At 68.6% G+C, this 22,416-nt stretch carries 21 protein-coding genes; 11 read left to right on the plus strand and 10 right to left on the minus strand.

Features of this window, described 5'->3' with window-relative positions; genetic code table 11:
• Positions 1–119 precede the first annotated feature (119 nt).
• Positions 120–1,457, minus strand: a complete 1,338-nt coding sequence (locus tag E3T19_RS08540; RefSeq protein ID WP_088457690.1) for an MFS transporter — start codon at positions 1,455–1,457, stop codon at positions 120–122.
• A gap of 51 nt (positions 1,458–1,508) precedes the next feature.
• The gene (locus E3T19_RS08545; protein WP_134408598.1) at positions 1,509–3,812 is read right to left on the minus strand and encodes an MMPL family transporter; all 2,304 of its coding nucleotides are present in this window, start codon (positions 3,810–3,812) and stop codon (positions 1,509–1,511) included.
• A gap of 261 nt (positions 3,813–4,073) precedes the next feature.
• Between E3T19_RS08545 and E3T19_RS08550 the strand changes: the two genes are divergently transcribed.
• A complete protein-coding gene (locus tag E3T19_RS08550) occupies positions 4,074–4,454 on the plus strand; it encodes a DUF5655 domain-containing protein (RefSeq protein ID WP_088457692.1) in 381 nt (126 codons plus the stop codon).
• 11 nt (positions 4,455–4,465) lie between these two features.
• Here E3T19_RS08550 and aztA read toward each other — a convergent pair whose 3' ends face one another.
• Entirely contained in the window at positions 4,466–5,167 is a 702-nt protein-coding gene (aztA, locus tag E3T19_RS08555; protein ID WP_134408599.1) for a zinc ABC transporter ATP-binding protein AztA, read from the minus strand.
• A 49-nt stretch (positions 5,168–5,216) separates the two neighbouring features.
• Between aztA and aztB the strand changes: the two genes are divergently transcribed.
• From aztB to aztD, 4 genes are read left to right on the plus strand one after another with little or no spacing between them, the layout of a single operon-like run.
• A complete protein-coding gene (gene aztB, locus E3T19_RS08560; protein ID WP_134408600.1) occupies positions 5,217–6,119 on the plus strand; it encodes a zinc ABC transporter permease AztB in 903 nt (300 codons plus the stop codon).
• Positions 6,106–7,425 carry an ABC transporter gene (locus E3T19_RS08565; protein WP_134408601.1) on the plus strand — a complete coding sequence of 440 codons (1,320 nt, stop codon included), beginning with the start codon at positions 6,106–6,108 and terminating at the stop codon, positions 7,423–7,425. Before aztB ends, E3T19_RS08565 begins: the two co-directional genes overlap by 14 nt.
• A 4-nt stretch (positions 7,426–7,429) precedes the next feature.
• The gene (gene aztC, locus E3T19_RS08570) at positions 7,430–8,350 is read left to right on the plus strand and encodes a zinc ABC transporter substrate-binding protein AztC (protein ID WP_134408602.1); all 921 of its coding nucleotides are present in this window, start codon (positions 7,430–7,432) and stop codon (positions 8,348–8,350) included.
• 30 nt (positions 8,351–8,380) lie between these two features.
• Positions 8,381–9,610, plus strand: coding sequence for a zinc metallochaperone AztD (aztD, locus tag E3T19_RS08575; protein WP_134408603.1), 1,230 nt, complete (start codon positions 8,381–8,383; stop codon positions 9,608–9,610).
• Between the two features lie 70 nt (positions 9,611–9,680).
• On the opposite strand, the gene E3T19_RS08580 is transcribed toward aztD, so the two are convergent.
• From E3T19_RS08580 to E3T19_RS08590, 3 genes are all read right to left on the minus strand, one after another.
• On the minus strand, positions 9,681–9,914 hold the full coding sequence (locus tag E3T19_RS08580) for a tautomerase family protein (protein ID WP_103460201.1): 234 nt from the start codon (positions 9,912–9,914) through the stop codon (positions 9,681–9,683).
• A 56-nt stretch (positions 9,915–9,970) separates the two neighbouring features.
• On the minus strand, positions 9,971–10,702 hold the full coding sequence (locus E3T19_RS08585) for a fumarylacetoacetate hydrolase family protein (RefSeq protein ID WP_088457699.1): 732 nt from the start codon (positions 10,700–10,702) through the stop codon (positions 9,971–9,973).
• A gap of 79 nt (positions 10,703–10,781) precedes the next feature.
• Complete coding sequence (locus E3T19_RS08590) at positions 10,782–12,242, minus strand: glycoside-pentoside-hexuronide (GPH):cation symporter (protein WP_088457700.1); 1,461 nt, start codon at positions 12,240–12,242, stop codon at positions 10,782–10,784.
• 430 nt (positions 12,243–12,672) lie between these two features.
• Here E3T19_RS08590 and kduI point away from each other — a divergent pair, with 430 nt between their 5' ends.
• Positions 12,673–13,503, plus strand: a complete 831-nt coding sequence (gene kduI, locus E3T19_RS08595) for a 5-dehydro-4-deoxy-D-glucuronate isomerase (protein ID WP_088457701.1) — start codon at positions 12,673–12,675, stop codon at positions 13,501–13,503.
• A 4-nt stretch (positions 13,504–13,507) separates the two neighbouring features.
• Here kduI and E3T19_RS08600 read toward each other — a convergent pair whose 3' ends face one another.
• From E3T19_RS08600 to E3T19_RS08610, 3 genes are all read right to left on the minus strand, one after another.
• A complete protein-coding gene (locus tag E3T19_RS08600; protein WP_241980093.1) occupies positions 13,508–14,746 on the minus strand; it encodes an LCP family protein in 1,239 nt (412 codons plus the stop codon).
• 125 nt (positions 14,747–14,871) lie between these two features.
• The gene (locus E3T19_RS08605) at positions 14,872–15,327 is read right to left on the minus strand and encodes an SRPBCC family protein (RefSeq protein ID WP_134408605.1); all 456 of its coding nucleotides are present in this window, start codon (positions 15,325–15,327) and stop codon (positions 14,872–14,874) included.
• Between the two features lie 202 nt (positions 15,328–15,529).
• Positions 15,530–16,024: a Dps family protein gene (locus tag E3T19_RS08610; protein WP_088457703.1), complete on the minus strand. Its 495-nt coding sequence runs from the start codon at positions 16,022–16,024 to the stop codon at positions 15,530–15,532.
• Positions 16,025–16,364: 340 nt separating this feature from the next.
• On the opposite strand from E3T19_RS08610, the gene E3T19_RS08615 reads away from it, so the two are divergent.
• Positions 16,365–16,874, plus strand: coding sequence for a septum formation family protein (locus tag E3T19_RS08615; RefSeq protein WP_088457704.1), 510 nt, complete (start codon positions 16,365–16,367; stop codon positions 16,872–16,874).
• Positions 16,875–17,097: 223 nt separating this feature from the next.
• On the opposite strand, the gene E3T19_RS08620 is transcribed toward E3T19_RS08615, so the two are convergent.
• Positions 17,098–17,484 (minus strand): hypothetical protein, encoded by a 387-nt coding sequence (locus E3T19_RS08620; protein ID WP_134408606.1) that lies wholly within the window; start codon positions 17,482–17,484, stop codon positions 17,098–17,100.
• A gap of 300 nt (positions 17,485–17,784) precedes the next feature.
• On the opposite strand from E3T19_RS08620, the gene kdpF reads away from it, so the two are divergent.
• From kdpF to kdpC, 4 genes are read left to right on the plus strand one after another with little or no spacing between them, the layout of a single operon-like run.
• Positions 17,785–17,874: a K(+)-transporting ATPase subunit F gene (gene kdpF / locus E3T19_RS08630; RefSeq protein WP_103430925.1), complete on the plus strand. Its 90-nt coding sequence runs from the start codon at positions 17,785–17,787 to the stop codon at positions 17,872–17,874.
• On the plus strand, positions 17,874–19,547 hold the full coding sequence (kdpA, locus tag E3T19_RS08635) for a potassium-transporting ATPase subunit KdpA (RefSeq protein WP_134408607.1): 1,674 nt from the start codon (positions 17,874–17,876) through the stop codon (positions 19,545–19,547). The genes kdpF and kdpA overlap by 1 nt, the downstream gene beginning before the upstream one ends.
• Positions 19,548–19,550: 3 nt before the next feature.
• On the plus strand, positions 19,551–21,734 hold the full coding sequence (kdpB, locus tag E3T19_RS08640; protein ID WP_134408608.1) for a potassium-transporting ATPase subunit KdpB: 2,184 nt from the start codon (positions 19,551–19,553) through the stop codon (positions 21,732–21,734).
• Positions 21,735–21,783: 49 nt separating this feature from the next.
• Positions 21,784–22,416, plus strand: a complete 633-nt coding sequence (kdpC, locus tag E3T19_RS08645; RefSeq protein ID WP_134408609.1) for a potassium-transporting ATPase subunit KdpC — start codon at positions 21,784–21,786, stop codon at positions 22,414–22,416.

Below are 22,416 nucleotides of genomic sequence, written 5' to 3' on the forward strand. Positions count from 1 at the left end.
CAGCCACCCCGCGAGAAGCCCTGCATCAGCTACTCTCAGACCAAGAAAACAGCGGTGTTGCATCGACCAGTTGAATCCACCCCCGGCGTACCGGGTGCAAATGTCCGCAACAGGAACAGTTAAGGCTGGCTTGGAGCGGGGTCGGCAGGCACAGCAGCATCGGTGCCGGCAGCCTGGGCGGGCGCGGCATCGGCCGTGGGCACGCCGACGGTGAGCCGGCGGACGCTGCGGACGGAGAGCGCCGCGAGGCTCGCGACCACGATCACCGCGGCGCAGCCGAGCAGCACCGGCGTGGTGCCCCAGGCATGCGCGAGCGGTCCCACCAGGATCTCCCCCACCGGGATGGCGATGAACGAGCCGACCGCGTCGTAGGAGTACACCCGGGCGAGCTTGTCTTGCGGAATGTTCTGCTGCAGCGACTGGTCCCAGGCCACCCCGAACTGCTCGATGGCCATCCCGCCGATGAGGAAGGCGATGACGAGCAGCGGCACCAACGGCACCAGCGCGAGTCCCACGATGGGCAAGGCCGTCACCGCGACCAGACCCACCCCGATGCCCAGGGCGTGCCGGGGTCGCCAGCGCAGCGCGAGCATCCCGCCGAGAGCGAGGCCCACGGTTTCGGCGGCGATGATCAGGCCCCAGGCGGCGCGGCCGAAGCTCTCGTCGGCCACGAGCGGGCCGAGAACCGCGATCGCTCCCACAAACGCGGCGTTCACGAGGGCGAACTGGGCCACGACCACCCACACCCAGGTGCGGCTGGAGAACTCCTGCCAGCCCTCCCGCAGCTCCCGGAAGACGCTGGCCGGGGGCGCGGCGGCGCCGGTAGCGACGGTGCGCTGCGCGTTGGGCGTGCGAACGAACGCGAAGACGATGCCGGCCAGGGCGAAGGATGCGGCATTCAGCGCGAGTCCCCAGCCGGGCCCGACCGCCGCGATCAGGATCGCGCCGAGGCTGGCACCGAGGATCGCGCCGCCGTTGAGGCTCAGCCGCAGCAGAGCGTTGGCCGGGCGCAACTCGGTGACCGGCACGGTCTGCGGCACGATCGCGGCCGAGGCCGGAAAGCTGACGGCGGCCACGGCCCCGTTGAGGATGCTGAGGACCACGAGCAACGGGATGGTGGCCGAGCCCGACAGGACGAGCACGGCCACCACGGCCTGGGTGGCCGCGGCCGCGAGGGAGGTGCCCACGAGCAGCAGGTGCTTGGGCAGCCGGTCGGCGATCACCCCGCCGAACAGCAGCACGGCCACGTTGGCTAGGGAGCGGCTGGCTACGACGATGCCGAGGTCCACCGCGGACCCGGTGAGGTCGAGCACCGCGAAGGCGAGGGCGATCGGGGCGGCGGCGTTGCCCAGGGTGGCGATGGTGCGGGCGGTGAGCAGCCAGCGGAACGGCGCGAAGGCGAACGGACCGGCACCGCCCGGGGCGCGGTCCTGCGCCGTGCGCCCCCGAGTAGCCATGCCGCAAGTCAACCACGCCGGCCCGGCCGGGCCCGTGCGCGTCACGTGTTGCTATTCGCTGAGGCCGAAGCGGGTGTGGATGGGGGCGGTCCAGCGCGGGGCCCACCAGAGGACTCGCTCGAGGGAGGTCATCACGGCGGGCACGAGCACGATCCTCACCAGCGTCGCATCCAGCAGCACCGCCACGGCCAGGGCCGTGCCGATCTGTTTCATCTGCATCAGCTCCCCGGTGGCGAAGCCCGCGAAGACCAGCACGATGATCAGCGCGGCCGAGGTGATGATACGGCCGGAGCTCTGCAGGCCGGTCTCGATGGACAAGCGGGTGCTCTCGCCGCGGTCGTGGTGCTCCTTGATCCGGGCGAGCAGGAACATCTCGTAGTCCATGGCGAGGCCGAACCCGAAGGTGAGCACCAGGGTGAGCACGAGGGCGTCGACGCCGGAGATGGTGACGGGGTCGAAGTTGAGCAGGCCGGACAGGTTGCCCTCCTGGAACCCCCAGACCAGGACGCCGGCGGCCGCGCCCAGCGAGATCGCGCTGATCACCAGGGCGGTGAGCGGGATGATCACCGATCCGGTCATCAGGAACAGCAGCACGAAGGTGGCGAGGGCGATGATCAGCACCGCCCAGGGCGCTCCCCCGGCCAGCGAGTCGAGGTAGTCGACGGCCTGCGCGTCGGCGCCGGCGACCCAGTTGTCGAAGGCCGGCCGGTCGGCGCGGATCAGGCGCACCACGTCGTCGCCCTGGTGGGTGTCGACCTCCACCCTGGACACCCAGTGGCCGTTCTGGTCGACCGGCGGCGCCACATAAGTCACCCCGGGCAGGGTGGCGACCTCGGTCGCCCAGGCGACCGCTGCGGCCTCGTCGGTGTTCGACACCAGCAGCACCCGCGGCGCGGTTGCCAGCGGGAACTCCTCGTTCAGGGTGGTGATGAAGTCGTATTGGGTGGACGAGGGCGGGATGGCGTCGTCGGCGCTGTTGGCGACCGTCATCGACAGCACGGGGCTGCTCAGCAGAAGGAGCACGGCGGTGCCGCCGAGCGCGACGAGCACCGGCGCCCGCTGCACGAGCCGGGCCAGCTTGGAGAAGACGCCTTCCTCCGGCGCGATGTCGCCGAAGCGGGTGAGCCACCGGCCGACTCCGGGGATGCGGGTGAGCACGCCGGGCTGCACCAGCCGTTCGCCGAGGTAGCCGAGCAGCGCCGGCACCATGACCAGCGCGGTGAGGATGGCGATGAGCACCACGCAGATGGCGCCAATGGCGATGGCCCGGATGATCGACGGTTCGAACACGAGCAGCCCCGCGGTGGCGATCGCGAAAGTCAGCCCGGAGTACAACACGGTGCGTCCGGCCGTGTTGACCGTGGCGCCAACGGCCTGGAGCATCAGTTCGTGACGACTGTGACGGTGGTGCGGGAGGGTGGCCAGCTCCCCGGTTTTCAGCGGCGGCAGGTCCGCGAACGGCTCGCCGTGCGGGCCCGGCGGAGCGCCGGGGCCGCCGCCGCCCACCCGGGCCCGGAACTCCTCCCGGAACCGGCTGACCATCAGCAGGCCGTAGTCGATGGACAGGCCGAGCCCGATCACGGTGATCACGTTCATCACCGTGATGCCGATGTCCGACACGTAGGTGAAGGCGTAGAGCATCCCGAGCGCCCCGATGATCGACGCGATCGCACCGACCAGCGGGATGCCGGCGGCGAGGAAACCGCCGAAGATGATCAGCATCACCAGCAGCGCGATCGGCAGCGCGATCAGTTCGCCCTTCTGCAGGTCTGACTCGGCGACGGCGACGAGGGACTCCACGATCAGGGGCGCTCCGCCGACCTCCACCTGGGCGTTGGGGTCCAGTTGGCCGATCTCGTCGGCGGCCACCTGGAGGCGGCGCTGAACGTAGGTGAGCAGCGGGTCGCTGACGGTTCCGTCTGTGGTGTCCATGGCCACGGTCAGGAGCATCCCCGCACCGTCGGCGGAGAGCAGTGGCGCGGCCGCCGGGTTGGGGCTTCCGTCGGGCAGCGGTGGGATGACGAGCGGATTGACCACCTGGGCCACCCCGTCGACCTGTTCGAGCCGCAGGGTGGCGGAGTCGAGGATCGCGGCGAGGTCGGGTGAGGCCAGGTCGGTGGGGTGCACAAGCAAGGAGAGTGATTCGGTCTGCTGGTCGGCCGGGCCCTCGATCAGGTCGGTGGCGGTTTGGGCCTCACCGTCCACCGACGGGCCTGCGCTGGACAGCCGTTGGAAGAGACTCTCCCCGGTGACCCCGAGCAGGGCCGTGGCCAGGCAGGCGGCGAGCGCCACCGCCCAGCACAGCAGGGCGATGAGACGGTGGCGGGCGACGCTCACGCCCAGTTTTCGCAACATGGCGGGTCATTCCTCAGCTAGTGGATGCGCACCCGCGCTGCCCGGATGCGCCGGGCCGCCGGCCCTACCGCGGCCAAGCTACTCCCGTCGGGGCGCCCGTGGCGGGTCTGGGCGGGCAACTCACCCGGTTTCGACAGGCTCATCCAGCGGGTGCAGGTTCAACCAGCGGGTGCAAGCTCAACCAGAGGTGCGGGTGCTGGCGCAACCGGCGGTTCGGGTGCAACCGGGCGCAACCGGGCGGACGGGGCTACCCTGGCGCACATGACCGCACTGGCGAAGACCATCCCGCTCGAGCAGTACTTCGCGGGCCGCGATCCGCTCGCGCGGACGCTCTTCGATGCGGTCTCTGCGGCCGTCCTGTCGATCGGTGACGCCGAGGTCCGCGTGACGACGAGCCAGATCGCATTCCGCCGGCAACGCTCCTTCGCGTGGACCTGGCTACCGGGCCAGTACCTCTCCGGCAGCGTGGCCCCGCTCGTGCTCACCGTCGACCTGGACCGGTTCGACACCTCGTCGCGGTGGAAGGAGGTGGTCGAGCCCACGCTCAACCACTTCATGCACCATCTCGAGCTGCACTCCGCGGACGATCTCGAACCCGGCGTGCTCGCCTGCCTGCGCGAGGCCTGGGCTCAGGCCGGCTGAGCGCCGCCGCGTCAACTCCTCTCGCCATGCTCCCCCGTGGCTGCGTGGCTGACGACGACACCCGCCGCTAACCGAATTACCCGGTCGGCTCGGCGAATCACCGCAGGGTCATGGGTGGCGCAGACGACGGCGACGCCCCGGTCGGCCTCGGCGCGGATGGCCAGGTCGATGAGCAGCAGCGCGTCACCGTCGAGCCCGGCGGCAGGTTCGTCGAGCAACAGCACATCCGCCCGTTGGGCAAGCCCCTGGGCCACCAGGGCGCGCTGGCGCTGGCCGCCGGAGAGCTCCCCGAGCGAGCGCCGCTCGAGCCCGGTCAGGCCGAGGGCGCGGATACTGTCGGCGATGATGGCGCGATCCTCGCCGGACAGCGGCCGCCACAGGCCCCGGCGTGCCCACCTCCCCATGCTCACGGTCTCGAGCACGGTCAGCGGCAGCGTGTCGGGGGCCGTGCTCCGCTGCACCACCATCGCGATCCGGCCGGCGCCCACCGCGTGGCGCTCGCCTGCCTGCCAGGGTTGGATTCCGGCCAGGACCCCGAGCAGGCTGGACTTGCCCGACCCGTTCGCGCCGGCCAGAGCGGTCACCCGGCCGGGCTCGATAGCGGCCGACACGCCGTCGAGGGCAACGGTGTGCCCATGAGTCACCCGGATGTTCCGGACGGTGATCCGCGGCGGATTCACGGGGATCTGAGGGGAGGTCCGGGTGGGTTGCATGCACCCATCGTATCAATAATGAGAACCATTATCAGTTAGAGTCGCTGTCATGACCTGGCTCACCGACCCGCTCTCGGCGGATTTCATGTTGCGCGCCCTCCTCGGTGGTGTGCTCGTGGCCGCGATCTGCGCCGTCGTGGGCACCTGGGTGGTCGTGCGGGGCATGGCGTTCCTCGGTGAGGCGATGGCGCACGGCATGCTGCCCGGGGTGGCTCTCGCCTCGCTGCTGGGCCTGCCGGTGATCGCGGGCGCCGCCGTGAGTGCGCTGGTGATGAGCCTGGGTGTCGGCCTGATCACCCGCCGCGGGCGGCTCTCCTCCGACACCAGCATCGGCCTGCTCTTCGTGGGGATGCTCGCCCTCGGTGTGATCATCGTGTCGCATTCGCGCAGTTTCGCGGTGGACCTCACCGCGATCCTGTTCGGCGACGTGCTCGCCATCCAGGCCGGCGACTTGGCCGGGCTGGCCATCGCCCTCGCCGTCACCGTGGTCCTGGCCGCTCTGTTCCACCGTGCCTTCGTGGCGCTGGCCTTCGACCCGCGCCTCGCCCGCACCCTGGGCCTCCGACCGCGGCTGGCCCAGCTGGTGCTGGTCGGCCTGGTCACCCTGGCCGTGGTCGCCTCTTATGGCGCCGTCGGCTCCCTGCTCGTAGTGGGCCTGCTGCTCGCGCCCGCCGTTGCCGCCGGACATTGGCTGCGCCGCATCCCCGCGATCATGCTGCTCGCCACCCTGCTCGGCGCGGCAGCCGTGGTCGTCGGGCTCCTCGTCTCCTGGCATGCCGGCACCGCAGCCGGCGCCACGATCGCCGCCGCATCCGTGGGCCTCGTCGCCGTCTCGGCAGCCGGGCGCCGGCTCGTCAGCCTCGTCCGTGCGCACTCCGCCTTCCCTACGGCCGCACGGCCGGCCATCGCCCCCTCCATGCCCGACCAGAAAGTCGCCAGTGCCTCCCAGTAGTTCCCTGACAACCGCTCCCCTGACCACCCGAACCGTCGCATCCGTGCTCGGCGCCGCCGCTTTGCTGGGCATCACCGCCTGCTCCAACCCAGCCGCGAGCCCAGCACCCGCGCCAACTGCAAGCACCGCTCCGCACGGATACGTGGCCGGCGCCGCCGAAATGGCCGAACCGCAGCTGCACCTCGCCACGGTCAACTCCGCCGGCCGCCTCGACCTGCTCGATCTGCTCGACGGCACCTCCACCTCCGTCAACACCCTCGACCAGGTGAGCGGCGTCTCCACCGACGGTCGCTTCGTGTTCGCCGCGGCCGCCGAGCAGGGCGCCGTCACGATCGTCGACAGCGGCGCCTGGACCGTGGACCACGAAGACCACCAGCACTACTACCGGGCCGATCCTGCCGTGGTCGGCACCGTCACCGGCAGCGGCGCCGGCGTCACCTCCGGCGGCGGCACCCTCACCACGGTGCGCTTCGCCGACACCGGCACCGCCGTGATCCTTGACACCGGCGACCTCGGCGACGGCACGATCACCGAGCTCGCCCGAATCGACGTCGAGCCAGGCCCCGGCATGCTGGTGCCGGTGGGCGACCGAGTGATCGCCGGGCGTACGGATGCGCCGGGCAGCGCCACGAACGGCATCGACGCCGTGCAGGTGCTCACTTCGTCCGGCGTCCCGATCGCCGGGGCGACCGCGGACTGCGCCGAGCTCTCCGGAACGATCAGCACTGCCGTCGGGGTGGTGTTCGGCTGTTCCGACGGAGCCCTGCTAGCCACGGCGGACACCGCCAGCGCAGGCGAAGGGGCGGCAGAGTCCACGATCACCTTCGAACGCATCCCGTACCCCGCCGGCGTCGCCGCCACCGACCGGGCCCTCGAGTTCGCCAACCGCGCCGGCCGGCCCACCGTGGCCGCCGTCGCCGGCGACACCGGCGCCTGGCTGCTCGACACCCGGGAGCGCCGCTGGTCGCCATTGGTGACCGACACCCCGTTGCTGCAGGTGTCGGCGGTCGACGACTCCGCCGAACACGTCGTGGCCCTCGCCGAGGACGGCCGGGTGCTCGTTCTCGAGGCCGCGACCGGCAGCACCCTTGCCGCGACCCAGCCGCTGCTGCCGGCTACCCTTGCCGCCACCGGTGCCGAGGCGCTGCTCGCCGGCGTCGAACTCACCGTGGACGCCGGCCGGGCCTACCTGAACGCCCCCGCCGACGGGCTGGTCTACGAGATCGACTACGCCGACGGCGCGCGTATCGCCCGCACCTTCCCCATCGACGGCGAACCACGCTTCCTCGCCGAGACGGGCCGGTAGACCGATGCGCTCCATCCGCTCCCTCTCCCTGGCCCTCGCCGTCGCCGTCGGCCTCGGCGCCCTCTCCGGCTGCGCCGCCCCGGCCGGCGACCGGCCGCTCATCGTGGTGACCACCAACATCCTCGGCGACGTCGTCGGGAACATCGTCGGCGACCAGGCCGAGGTTCTCACCCTGATGCGCCCCAACTCCGACCCGCACTCGTTCGAGATCTCCGCACGGGAGGCCGCGCGCATCCTGCGCGCCGACCTCGTGGTGTCCAACGGTCTCGGACTCGAGGAGGGCCTGCAACAGCAGCTCGACGCGGCGGACACGGCGGGGGTGGCGATGCTTGCCGCGGGCACCGTGATCGACCCGCTGCCCTACGCCAGCGGCACCGGCAGCGACACGGCCGACCCGCACTTCTGGACCGATCCGGCCCGCATGGTCGAGGTCGTCGAGGCCGTCACCGCGGCCGTGCGGACCGACGTGGCGGGCGTCGATGCCGCCCTGATCGAGGCGCAGGCCGCGGCCTACACGACCGAGCTGCAGGCCCTCGACGCCGAGATGACCACGGCCTTCGCCGCCATCGGGTCCGAGCGCCGCAACCTGGTCACCAACCACCACGTCTTCGGCTACCTGGCCGACAGGTTCGATTTCACCGTCGTGGGGGCCGTGATCCCGGGCGGCTCCACCCTCGCCGCACCGAGCGCCTCAGACCTGCGGAGCCTCGTCGACGCGATCGACACCGCCGGCGTCGCCACCATCTTCGCCGAGTCCTCCCAGCCCGACCGGCTCGTGCAAGTGCTCGCCGGCGAGGCCGGCCTCAACGTGGCCGTGGTGGAACTGTTCACCGAATCGCTCAGCGAACCGGGCGCGGGCGCCGACAGCTACCTCACCATGATGCGCACCAACACCGAGCGCATCACCACCGGGCTCTCCCCCTGATCGGGCGCCCTCCAACACAGAAAAGAAAACATGAGAACACAGCACCGCAGCACGGCCTTCGCAGCCGTCATCGCCGCCTCGGCCATCCTCCTGTCCGCCTGCGCCTCCACGGATGCCGCCCCGCGCGACTCCGGCTCGGCCACCGACACCACCACGACCGCCGCACAGCCCCGGGTCGCCCTCACCTACGATGGCGGGCTCTACGTGCTCGACGGCGACACTCTGGACCTCGAAGCCGACCTGCCCCTGGCCGGGTTCAACAGACTGAACACCGCCGGGGACGGCCGGCACGTTCTGGTCACCACCGCCGACGGTTTCCGGGTGCTCGACACCGGCACCTGGACCGATTCCTCCGGCGAGGCTCAGACCGCGGACCCCGCGCTCACCGACCTGGTCTTCGAGGCTCCGGCCGCCGGGCATGTGGTCAGGCACGGCGACAAGACCATCCTCTACGCCGACGGCACCGGCGACACCACGATCTTCGAGACCACAGCGTTGCTCGAAGCCCCCGACAAACTGCCGGCCACCGAGGTCATTCCCGCCGAAGCCGCGCACCACGGCGTGTCCATCGAGCTTGAAGACGGCACCCTGCTCAGCACGGTCGGCACCTCGGAGGCTCGCACCGGCATCCGCGTGCTGAACGCCGACCGGGAGGAGACCGCCCGCAACGCCGAGTGCCCCTCGGTACACGGCGAAGGCGCGGCCGCGAACGAGGTGGCCGTGTTCGGCTGCAGCGACGGCGTGCTGGTCTACGACGACGGCAAGATCACCAAGATCGCGGCGCCGGACGCCTACGGCCGCACCGGCAATATGTACGTTTCCGAGACCTCCACCATTGCCGTGGGTGACTACAACTCCGACCCCGACTCCGAGGGCTACCTGCTGAGCGAGCTGGTGCTCGTGGACACCGTGGCCAAGACCTCCACGGTGATCGACCTGCCGACCGGCGTGGAATACACCTGGCGGGGCGTTTCCCGCGGCCCGAACGACGAGGCCCTGATCCTGGCCTCGGACGGCTCGCTCTACGTGCTTGACCCCGAGACCGGCGAGCTCGGCGATTCCTTCCCGGTGATCGGTGCCTGGGAGAGCCCTGTCGAGTGGCAGGATGCCCACCCGGCGCTCGTCGTGATCGGCAGCACCGCTTACGTGACCGAACCGGCCACGAACTCGCTGCACGCCGTCGACCTCACCACCGGAAAGGTCGTCACCTCTGTGGAGCTGCCGACCACGCCGAACGAGATCGCGGTCGTCACCGGCTAGCGATCTCGTGGCGGCGGGTCCGCTCAGCCGTTGTAGGCCTGAGCGCAGGACTCGTCGCCGGCGGGTGTTGCTACGAGCTGGCCTCGGGGACGAAACGACTGACGACCTCTGCGCGGCTTTCGTCTTCGCTGGCGAAGACTCCACCGTTCGCGACGATGTCCGGCGTGATCTCCTCGAAAACGATCCGGACGTCGTCGCGACGTGCGCCCAGGGTCAGAACGGCACTGTTTGTGACGTCTTGAACAAAAGCCCGGCGCTGGTTGATGTCGCGGCCCGCGAGTAGTTGAACGGTGATATTGGGCATGTGTGCTCCTTATTGTTGTCGCCCGCTGAATCGGCAGGCAAGTTGGGTTTTTTGGCTCAGGCGATGGTGTTGCTCAGGGTGCCGATGCCGGCGAGGGTGATGTCGACGGTGTCGCCCGGTTGCACGGGGAGGTCGGTGCCGGGGGCTCCGGTGAGCACCACGTCGCCGGGCTCGAGGGTGAGCCACTTCGTCACGTAGACGAGAGTGGCAGCGACCGAGGAGGGTAGGTTGAACGAGCCCGAGTTGGCCACGACGGCTCCGTTGATGACCACCTCGGTGGCGACGTTCTCCGGGTCGGCCAGTTCGGTTTCGATCCACGGGCCGAGCGGGGTGTAGTTCTTGCCGCTCTTGCCCTGAAAGTTGCGCTGGTCGATCGGGCACTGATCCACGTTGGTGACGTCATTGGCCACCGTGTAGCCGAGTACGGCCTCGAAGGCATTCTCGAGAGTGAGGTTCGTGGCCGAGGTGCCGATCACGACGGCGAGCTCGCCCTCGATGTTCACGGTGCCCACGTCGCGCACCGCGTAGATGTCGTCGCCGGAGCCGGCGACGGAGTGCACCGACTTGTGCCAGGCCTGCATGGGCAGGGGGTGGCCCGGCTGGTTGTGGCCGATGCCGACCACCACGCGCGGGTCGACGGATGCGAGGAGCACAGCTTCGTCGGCCGGGATCGAGTCCCCGGTGTAGACCAGGGGCGCGGCGAATGGGCTGGCGATCACGTGCCAGCGGTCACCCAGGGCGACTGCGTGACGGGGGCCGGTGGGAGTGTCAAGCCTGGCGATGCGCATGAGCTGCTTTCCGAAAGAGGAGTGAAAAGACGAACAGGGCGCCGTGCGTGCACACGGCGCCCCTCCTATGGGTGCTGGGTTACTTCGTGGCGAGCGTGGCGCGGGTGCTCTCGCCGATGATGCCGTGTTCCCAACGACCCTCGTTCAGGTCCTTGGCGATGCGACGGTACTTGTCATCGCTCACGTTGTAGACGAAGTAGACGATGACGGCGGCGATGGTGAGAGCGACCGCCGGGTACAGCGTCATCACGGCCTTGATGCCGAGCAGTGTCTCCTCCGACTGGCTGGTGGCCTGGGCGACATAGCCCGAGACGGCCAGCATGCCGGCTCCCACCAGTGCGGCGAGGGACTGCGAGACCTTGCGCGAGAAGCTGAAGGCGGCGTAGGTCATGCCTTCGCGGCGCACGCCGGTGTGCCACTCGCCGTAGTCGATGGTGTCGGAGACGAAGGCCCAGGTGATGCCGTTCGGGATCGACAGTGCGACGTACCCGATGGTGACGAGGATCATGAACGTCCACAGGTTGGTCGGGAGGATGAAGTTCAAACCGTTGGCGACAACCGCGACGGCGAAGCTCACCATGACGGTGCGCTTCTTGCCGAAGCGCACGACCAGCTTGGGGATGAACATGATGCCCACAATGGAGGCACCGATCATGACGAAGTTGAGCACGGCCATCAGGGCGATGTTGCCCAGGTTGAACTCGGCGAAGAAGATCATCATCATGTTGTTCACGTTCATCGAGGAGATGGTGAACAGGCTCATCAGCACGAGACCGAGCAGCGGGCGGTTGGTGAGCACGGCGCGGCCGTAGTCCTTGAGGCTGGTCTTCTCTTTATTGGCTTCCCGGTTCACGACGACGTGTTCCTTGGTGCCCTTGTAGCAGATCCAGAAGCAGATGATGCCGAGCACGGCCATGACGACGGCGGCCCACATGTAGTTCCGGGAGGTCATGCCACCGAGCATCATCATGATCGGGATGAAGGCGATGCCGCAGATCCACTGGGCGCCGAGCGAACCGGCCTGGCGGGAGGTGGCGAGCTGGGCGCGTTCCTTGATGTTGCGGGTCATCACCGAGGCGAGTGAACCGTACGGTCCGTTGGCGAAGGAGAAAGTAGCGCCCCAGATGGCGTAGGAACCGGCGGCGAAGGCGATCTTCCAGCCCATCGCCACGTCGGGCATGGTGAAAGTGACCACGGTCATCACGGCGAGGATGCAGGCGGAGACCATCATGACCGGGCGGAACTTGCCGCGCTTGCCGACCTTGCGGCCGTCGATGAAGAGCGCCGCGACAGTGTCCATCACGGCGTCGAAGAGCTTGACCAGAACAAAGATCAGCGCCACCACTGCCGGGCCGATGCCGGCCGTGTCGATCCAGAACTTGGTCAGGTAGACCTGGCCGAGGTCGAACATGAACCCGTTACCGAGGTCACCGACGCCGTAGGCGACCTTCTCCTTCCCGGTCAGGGTTCCTTCAGCCTCATCGGCTGTGACGACGGGCGCTGCGTCCGGGACGACGTCAATGTTGTCTTGGATACTCATGGGGCGCTATCACTCTTTCCGTTGCAATCAGTGGGTAGTGCGGGCGACGTTGCCGTGAGCGGCAGGCCGGAAGGGTTCCAGGCGCGGCCGCCGGCGTGGCCGGGGCAGCAGGGAGGACGTGGTCAGCCGAAGCTGGTGCGGGCGCCGAGCGCCGGCGAGGTGGGCGTGGATGCGTGCGCGTTCACTGGTTCCTCCTCGTTGAGCTTCAGTGCCAAGAAGCGGATTCCGCTGGGCGGAACGCATGGCCGTGGTACAGACTTAGAGTAAGTGTGCCACGCCCGATCTAAACGGGACTAAAGTCCTATTTTCGCAAAAAGAGTTCCGCTCCCCGGTTAATTACTGGTAGGTTGTTCCGCGAGACGGAACGTCAGGGTCTGCCGCGGCATCCGCCAGCAGATGACCCACACCTCCAGAGGAAATGAGAAAAACAATGCAGTTGCGTCATTCCACCAATCCCGCCCAAATCCGCAGTTTCGATACCGCGGCCCTGCGCGAGAACTACCTCGTCGACGACCTCTTCGCCGATGACGAGTTCCGCGCCACCTACACCCACGAAGATCGCATCGTGCTCGGCGGCGCCCGCCCGGTGACCGGCCCGATCACGCTCGGAAGATACGACGTGCTCCGCACTGACACGTTCTTCGAAAACCGCGAGGCGGGCATCGTCAACGTCGGCGGCGCCGGCACCATCTCGGTCGACGGCATCGCCTACGACCTCGAGCCGGGAGCGTGCCTCTATATCGGGCGCGGAGTGAGGGATGTGGTCTTCGCCAGCGCCGACGGGGCCGCACCGGCCGCGTTCTACCTGTTCTCCGCCACCGCCCATACCGCGTACCCGACCACGCTGGTCGGCAAGGGCCAGGGCACCGTGCGCGAGCTGGGCGACGCCACCACCTCCAACGAGCGCACCATCAACCAGTACATCCACGCCAATGGCGTGCAGAGCTGCCAGGTTGTGATGGGCGTCACGGTGCTGAGCACCGGCAGCATGTGGAACACCATGCCGGCCCACACCCACGACCGTCGCACCGAGTGCTACCTGTACTTCGACCTCGCTCCGGAGCACCGCGTGATCCACCTGATGGGCGAACCGACCGAAAGCCGTCACCTGGTCGTGGCCAACAACGAGGCGATCATCTCCCCGAGCTGGTCACTGCACAGCGGATTCGGCACCGGCAGTTACTCATTCGTCTGGGCGATGGCAGGCGAGAACAAGGCCTTCGACGACATGGACCACGTGCAGCCGGCCGAACTGAGGTAGTCGCTCAGCCGCCGTTCACCTCTGCGCAGGACTCGTCGTCGGCCGTGCGCCCGGTGAGACCGTCCAACGCCACGGGGGTCGGTGTCGGTGTCGCGGGCGGCGCCGCGGCATCCGTTTCGCCGGGGGCCTCTGGGGTCTCGGCCGGCGGTCCGAGGACGAGCGGTTCGTCGGTGGGCGGGGCCGCACCGAGGGTGAACGGCTCGTCGGCGGCGATCTTGGCGAACATCGTGTCGGCGAGGCCCTGCAGCGGAACCACCTTGCCGGGGAAGGCCGGATCCTCCGTGGTGCCCGGATACTGCACGAAGACCAGCCTGTCCAGGTCGATGTCCGCCAACGCCAGCGCCATCGACACCATGGTGTCGGTGTGGGCGAGGCTCGTGGAGAGACTGATATTGCCGGCCGCCGCATTGGCCAGGGCGTACAGCCTGGGCAGATCGGTCAAGGTGCCGTCGCCCCGCACCGTGCGCATGAGCGAGGCCAGGTACAGCTGCTGCGACGAGATACGGGCCAGGTCGCTGCCGTCGCCGACGCCGTGACGGCTGCGCAGGAAGGCCAGGGCGGTATCGCCGGACACGACACTGGTGCCGGCGGGCAGGGAGAGGCCGGCCTTCGGGTCGTCGACGGGTTCGGACAGGCAGATCGGCACGCCGCCGACGGCATCGCTGAGCCGAACCACACCGGCGAATGAGGTCAGTCCCGCGTAGGGGATCTCCAGCCCGGTGAGTTCTTCCACGGTGCTGACCACGCAGGGCAGACCGCCGCGGCCCATCGCCTCGTTCACCGGGGCGGCGGCCAGTTCGCCGACCACCGCGCCGGTGGCGGTATCGATACATTCGGGATGCGCCACCACGAGATCTCTGGGGATGCTCACGACCACGGCGGTGCTGTGGTCCGCTGACACGTGCACCAGGATGTTCACGTCGTTGAGGGTGGTCTCCCGCACGCCGTACGTCGCGCCCTGGGCCGAGTCGTTGTCGACACCGACGATGAGCAGGTTGAAACCGTTCTCGTAGCTGCCGATCCCCGGGGCCGGATCGGCGTCGGCGGCGGGTCCGTCGATGTCGATCGAGTTGGCGACCACCGCACTGCGGAACTGCCAGAGCGCGAACGCCGTGACGGCCCCGCCGCTGACGAGGAGCACGGCCAGGCCCAGGGCCACCGCGCTCAGCACCCCCGTCACGGCGTGGGACCTCTTCAGTCGTCCATGCCGGGCAATGCCCGTCGTGTGCTGCAGTTCGGTCACCGGTCGGCCCATCCGTTGCACGGCTCGAGACGGAATCTAGCTTGATGCTAGGCCTCTCGCACGGAGCATAGTCTGGCGGGGGAACCGCGGCCAGAGGGTCGACGATGGAGCGAACCGCGGGTGGGTCAGACGGAAACGTCTCCGCGCCAGCCGCCGGCCTGGTTGGCCGGGTTCTCCACGAAGGTCTTGAACTGCTTGAGGTCCTTGCGGATCACGTGGTCGTCGACGCCGAACACGGCACCGACCTTCTCGAGGAGGCCTTCGGCCTCCCAGTCCAGCTGCACGGTGACCCTGGACGTCGTGTCGCTCAGTCTGTGGAAGGTGACCACGCCGGCGTGCTTCTCGTCACCGGAGATGCTCTTCCAGGCGACGCGCTCGTCGGGGTGCTGCTCGGTGATCTCAGCATCGAACTCACGTTCGGCTCCACCGATCTTCACCTTCCAGTGCGTGTGGGTGTCGTCCTGTTGCGTGATGCTCTCGACGAAGTCGAGGAAGTGCGGGAAAGACTCGAACTGGGTCCACTGGTTGTACGCGGTCCGCACGGGAACGTCTACGTCGATTGTCTCGATTACCTGGGTCACGGGATTCATCCTCTATTCCTTGAGCGGGCGCCCCGTCTTACCGATCACGACTCGGTCTCGCCGATCAGGTCTGGCGGACGGGTCACAGCCGGGTGGGCGGACTGGGTAGTGCGATGTGTTCGTCTTACCTATGACGCATTCACGCGCCCATTCGTCACGGCGGCGGCCGAATTCTTAGCCGAATCCGGCCGCCGGAGGCGACTTACGCCTTGCCGACCGGGCGGGTCGAGTCCTTCGCGGTGGGCTTCCGGGGCTTCCGGTCCTCCGCGCTGACCATCCAGATGTACTGCTCGAGCTTCAGAATGAAGCCGTTCAGGATATCGGCGCTGGCCGGGTCTTCTTCATCGACAGCCTCGTGAATTTCACGGATGTTGTCGACGGTGGCGGTGAGCAGCGCCGTGACCAGGCCCACGGTTTCGGTGGTGTCGACCTCGCCGGCGGGGAACTTGGGCAGGTGCGTGGTCTTGGTGACGGTTTCCGTGCGGCCGTCGGGCAGGGCGTCGAGGGCGCGCATCCGCTCGGCCAGCTCATCGGTGAAGATTCGGGCGTCGTCGATGATCTCGTCCAGCTGCAGGTGCAGGTCGCGGAAGTTCTTTCCCACGACGCTCCAGTGCGCCTGCTTGCCCTGGACGTGCAGTTCGATCAGGTCGACCAGGACCGACTGCAGGTTGCTGCCGAGTTCTGCGGATGCCTTCATGGAATTCCCTTCGTCACCGGCGGGAATGGATTTCGGCCGAATGGTCGGCCGATGCCCCGCCTGTTCTGAGAGCACACACTAGCAGCGGTCGCCGACAAAACCGCGACTCAGGACACTCTCGGTTCCGGCCTGGGTTTTCGGGGCTTTTGCGGCTACACCTTCGGCGATTCCTGCGAGTGAGCGACGCGGGTGTGGCTTGCGCTGGTGTTTCGGCGTCGGCCAAGATGGAGGCGCCACCAGTGCCAATTTTCTTGGGGTTCGTGCATCGGGTGGCATTTTCTGACTGTGTGCGCACACCGCCCTGCGCTCTGGACCCCAGCATCGGTTGAAAGGCACCACTATGTCCCGCACCACCGCACGCCTGCGCACCGGTTTGCTCATCGCCGCTTTCTCGGTCGGCGCGCTGACCCTCTCTGGGTGCACCGCGATCAGCGACCTGTTTCCCCAGCAAGCGGCACGGGATGCCGAGACTCAGGAGATCAGCGAGGCCGGTGAGGCCGATGTCTTCTCGCTGGCGGTCGGCGACTGCTTCAACGACCAGGACGCCGACGCGGTCGAGAGCGTCACGGCCATTCCGTGTGCGGATGCCCATGACTACGAGGCCTACTTCGCCTTCGACGTGAGCGAGGATGGCGCCTTCCCCGGTGACGAGGCCCTCGCCCAGATCGCGGAGGAACGCTGTGTCGCCGAGTTCGCCACCTTTATCGGCAAGTCCTACGAAGAATCCACCCTGGACTTCAACTACCTCTCCCCCAGCGAGGGCAGCTGGGACAGCGGAGACCGAGAAATTCTCTGCCTCGCCATGGCTGAGAACAAGACCACCGGCTCACTCGCCGGCACCGGCATTTAGCCCCACCCGACCGGGGAACACCGCCGGAGCAGTGCCGCCCACGGCCGGCACATAGAAAACTCTAAGGCGGCGTGCATCGCACATTCAGCGCACAGGGCGTACGGTTACACCTGGAGTTCCCCCACTCCAACGATTGGCCCCGGTGCCAGCTCCCTTTCCCCCAAAGCGTGAGCGGTGCCGGGGCTTTTTTACGCCCGGGCGCTTCCGCCCGCCAGGCAGGGGCTCAGAGCGCGGGGAGAACCGCGGTTTCCGACCCGCTGTAGCGGATGGTGATCTCCCCGGTCGGGTCCAGCCCGGCCGGTGTCGTGATCACGTGAGTGTGCAGCTTCAGGTCGGCCGTGCAGGCCGGGCCGTCGCCCTGCCCGATCTCGATGCTCAGGGTGCGATTGTCGTCGACGACCATCGACACCGGGCAGCTGGGGCAGCTCGAGCTGCCACCCAGGACGATCGCGAACTGGTCGCCGCCATCGAGCCAACCCGCGGTGGGGAACGGTTCCAGCAGGTTGGCCTCCTCATCTACCGGCGCGGGCGTCGTGATCGCCTCGTCGGGCAGCATCCCGTCGTACGCGGACGCGGCGATCGAACGGCCTGCTCGGCCCGGCCGGGGCAATCCATCAGGAGTTATGCCCGATGCCGGGCCGGCGTCGGGTGAACGGTCAGGACGAGGCCGGGCCGCGCAAACCGGCCGGTGTCGGCCGGATGCAGGCCGGGCGTTAGGGGTTCGTTAGGAAACCGTGGGGCGGCACGGCACGGGTGTTTACTCGGTTCGTGCTCGTGCGGAGCACGGATGCCGACCGGTACACCGGCGGCCTACGGATGGAGAGAATCGCATGCTCGACCTTGTCTACGTGCTCGGCGTGATCGCCGTGTTCGCACTGATCGGCCTTGTGGCCTGGGGGGTGGCGAAACTGTGATCGTGTTCGACATCGTGGCTGCCGTACTCGCTGTGGGCGCCATCGGCTACCTGGTCTTCGCCCTCGTGAAACCGGAGCGGTTCTAATGGCTCTCTGGCTGGGCATCCTGCAGGCCCTCACCCTCGTGGCCGTTCTCGTGGTGCTGCACCGCCCGCTCGGCGACTACATGGCCACCAGCTACACCTCACACAAGGATCTCGCCGTCGAGCGCGGTTTCTACCGGCTGATCGGGGTGGATGCGCGCGGCCAGCAGACCTGGTCGGCGTACCTGCGCGGAGTGCTCGCGTTCTCGCTGGTGGGAATGCTGTTCGTCTACGCGCTCCAGCGCGCCCAGGCCGTGCTGCCCTATTCGCTGGGCTTCGACGCGGTGCCGGAAGGCCTCTCGTTCAACACCGCGGTGTCGTTCGTGACCAACACCAACTGGCAGTCCTACTCCCCCGACGTCACCCTGGGCTACACGGTGCAGCTGGCCGGGCTGGCGGTGCAGAACTTCGTCTCGTCCGCCGTGGGCCTGGCCGTGGCGATCGCCCTGGTGCGGGGCCTGATGCTGCGCCGCTCGGGCACCATCGGCAACTTCTGGGTGGACCTCACCCGCGGGGTGCTGCGGCTGCTGCTGCCGCTGGCGGTGATCGGCGCGATCGTGCTGCTTTTCGGCGGCGTCATCCAGAACCTCACCGGATTCACCGATGTCACGACACTGACCGGGGCCACCCAGTCGATCCCCGGCGGCCCGGTGGCCTCCCAGGAGGCGATCAAGGAGCTCGGCACCAACGGCGGCGGCTTCTTCAACGCCAACTCGGCGCATCCGTTCGAGAACCCGAACGGCTTCACCAACCTGTTCGAGATCGTGCTGATGCTCGCCATCCCGTTCAGCCTGCCGCGCACCTTCGGCACCATGGTGGGCGACAAGAAGCAGGGCTACACCATCCTGGCCACCATGGCCACGATCTTCGTGGTCTCGCTCACCGCCCTCACCCTGTTCGAACTGAACGGCGCCGGCACCGCCCCCGGGCTGGCCGGGGGTGCGATGGAGGGCAAGGAGACCCGATTCGGCATTCTCGGTTCCACCCTGTTCGCCACCTCGACGACCCTCACCTCCACGGGTGCGGTCAACTCGATGCACGACTCATACACGGCGCTCGGCGGCATGATGCCGATGCTCAACATGATGCTCGGCGAGGTCGCCCCCGGCGGCACCGGCTCCGGCCTCTACGGCATGCTCATCCTCGCCGTGATCGCGGTATTCGTGGCCGGCCTGCTCGTGGGCCGCACCCCGGAGTACCTGGGCAAGAAGATCGGCCCGCGGGAGATCAAACTGGCCAGCCTGTACATCCTGATCACGCCGACCCTGGTGCTCGCCGGCACCGCGCTGTCCTTTGCGATCCCCGCCGTGCGAGCGGATGTGGAGGCCACGTCGATCTGGAATCCCGGCCTGCACGGGCTCTCCGAGGTGCTCTACGCCTTCACCTCTGCGGCCAATAACAACGGCTCCGCGTTCGCCGGCCTCACCGCGAACACGCCCTGGTTCAACACCGCGCTGGGCGTGGCCATGCTGCTCGGCCGCTTCCTGCCGATGGTGTTCGTGCTGGCCCTGGCCGGCTCGTTCGCCGCGCAGGACCGGGTGCCGGCCACCGCGGGCACCCTGCCCACCAACCGGCCCCTGTTCGTGGGCCTGCTCCTCGGCGTGACGATCATCATCACCGCTCTCACCTATTTCCCCGTACTCGCGCTGGGTCCCCTGGCGGAAGGGCTGCAGTAAGCCATGACCACTCTCATAGACACCCCCACTCAGCCGTCGCACAAGCCGGCACCGAAGAAGGCGATCAGCTCCGGCCAGCTCGTGGCCGCGCTGCCCGGCGCGGTGCGAAAGCTCGATCCGCGCCTGATGTGGCGGAACCCGGTGATGTTCATCGTCGAGATCGGCGCGGTGCTCACCACCGTTCTCGCGGTGGCCGAACCGTTCCTCGGCGGCCCGGGCGACTCCGGCGGCTCCGCCGTGCCCGGTTCGTTCACCGTGGGCATCGCCTTCTGGCTCTGGCTCACCGTGATCTTCGCCAACCTGGCCGAGTCCGTGGCCGAGGGCCGCGGCAAGGCGCAGGCCGACAGCCTGCGGCAGACCCGCACCAGCACCAACGCCACCCAGGTGCTCGACTACCAGCCCGACACCAACCCCGGCGCCGAGGGCGCCAGGGTGCAGACCGTCTCCTCGGCCGACCTCGGCCTCGGCGACACCGTGATCGTCACCGCCGGCGAACTCGTGCCGGGCGACGGCGACATCGTCTGGGGCATCGCCTCCATCGACGAATCCGCGATCACCGGCGAATCCGCCCCCGTGGTGCGGGAATCCGGCGGCGACCGCAGCGCCGTCACCGGCGGCACCCGAGTGCTCTCCGACCGGATCGTGGTGCGCATCACCAGCAAGCCCGGTGAGACCTTCGTCGACCGAATGATCGCCCTCGTCGAGGGTGCGGCCCGACAGAAGACCCCCAACGAGATGGCGCTGAACATCCTCCTGGCCAGCCTGTCCATCGTGTTCCTGGTGGTGGTGCTCACCCTCAACCCGATCGCGAGCTACTCCGCCGCCACCGTGAGCCTGCCCGTGCTCATCGCCCTGCTGGTCTGCCTGATTCCCACCACCATCGGCGCCCTGCTCTCGGCGATCGGCATCGCCGGCATGGACCGGCTCGTGCAGCGGAACGTCCTGGCCATGTCGGGCCGGGCCGTCGAGGCGGCCGGCGACGTCACCATCCTGCTCCTCGACAAGACCGGCACCATCACCTACGGCAACCGGCAGGCCCGCGAGTTCGCGCCGTTGACCGGCGTGACCGAGGCCGAGCTGGTGCGGGCCGCCGCGCTCTCCTCGCTGAGCGACCCCACCCCGGAGGGCAAGTCGATCGTGGACCTCGCCGCAGAACGGGGCTTCCACCGGCCGGAGAGCCTGGCCGGCGACATCGTGCCGTTCACCGCGCAGACCCGCATGAGCGGCATCGACCTCGCTGTCATCGGCGCCGGCGACGGCGCTGGTGGCGGGCAGATCCGTAAGGGCGCCGGCTCCGCCGTGCTGGCCTGGGTGGGCGAGGCCGGCCCGGTGCCGGCGAGCGTGAGAGCCGAGCTGACCCTCGAGGTGGAGCGCATTTCCCGGCTGGGCGGCACCCCACTCGTGGTCGCCACCGGCGCATCAGAAACCCCCGCAGCATCCGGCGAGCGCACCGTGCTCGGCGTGATCTACCTCAAGGACATCGTCAAGGAGGGCATCAAGGAGCGCTTCGCGGAGCTTCGCTCGATGGGCATCCGCACCGTCATGGTCACCGGCGACAACGCCCTCACCGCCACCACCATCGCGGCCGAGGCCGGCGTCGACGACTTCCTCGCCGAGGCCACCCCTGAGGACAAGCTCGCCCTCATCCGCCGGGAGCAGGAGGGCGGCAACCTCGTGGCGATGACCGGCGACGGCACCAACGACGCGCCCGCGCTGGCTCAGGCCGACGTGGGGGTGGCGATGAACACCGGCACCTCCGCCGCGAAAGAGGCCGGCAACATGGTCGACCTCGACTCTGACCCCACCAAACTGATCGACATCGTGCGGATCGGCAAGCAGCTGCTGATCACCCGCGGGGCGCTGACCACCTTCTCGATCGCCAACGACCTCGCCAAGTACTTCGCGATCATCCCGGCCATGTTCGCCGGGGTGTTCCCGGGCCTGGCGGTGCTCAACATCATGCAGCTGAGTTCACCGGCCTCGGCGATCCTGTCGGCGATCATCTTCAACGCGATCATCATCGTCGTGCTGATCCCGCTGGCGCTCCGCGGCGTGAAGTACCGGGCGGCGAGCGCGTCGAGCGTTCTCGGCCGCAACCTGCTGATCTACGGGCTCGGCGGAGTGATCGCCCCGTTCGTGGGCATCAAGCTGATCGACCTCGTCGTGTCGCTGCTGCCGGGATTCTGACCACCATGCTCTCGTTCTCTTTGCCATACCAACCGAAACGGATCACCTCATGAGCGCCTCCCGCCCCCGCACCGGCCCCCTGGCCCGGCCCTACTGGGTGGCCCTGCGGGCCATGCTCGTCTTCACCGTCGTGCTCGGCGTGGCCTACCCGCTGAGCATCACCCTGGTCGGCCGGCTGGGCGTGCCCGGGCAGGCCAACGGCTCGCTCGTCTCAGCCGGCGACGGGTCACCCGTGGTCGGCTCCAGCCTGATCGGGCAGTCCTTCACGGATGCCGACGGCGCGGCCCTGCCCGAGTGGTTCCAGTCCCGCCCGTCCGCGGCCGGAGACGGCTACGACGCGAGCGCCTCCAGCGGCAGCAACTGGGGGCCGGAGAACCCCGACCTGATCCAGGCGATCGGCGACCGGCAGGCCGCCATCGAAGACCTCGACGGGGTGCCGGCCGACGAGATCCCCGTGGATGCCGTCACCGCGTCCGCGTCCGGCCTGGACCCGCACATCAGCCCGGCCTACGCCCTGCTGCAGGTGCCCAGGGTCGCGGCGGCCCGCGACCTGCCGGAGGCCGAGGTGCGCGCCCTGGTCGAAGCCGTCGAACAGGGCCGTGACCTCGGCTATCTCGGCGAACCGACCGTGAATGTGCTCAACTTGAACCTCGAGCTCGCAACGCTCGATTCCGGTAGGTGA

The sequence above is a fragment of the Cryobacterium sp. TMT4-31 genome (genome assembly GCF_004403385.1).
Classification (GTDB): domain Bacteria; phylum Actinomycetota; class Actinomycetes; order Actinomycetales; family Microbacteriaceae; genus Cryobacterium; species Cryobacterium zongtaii.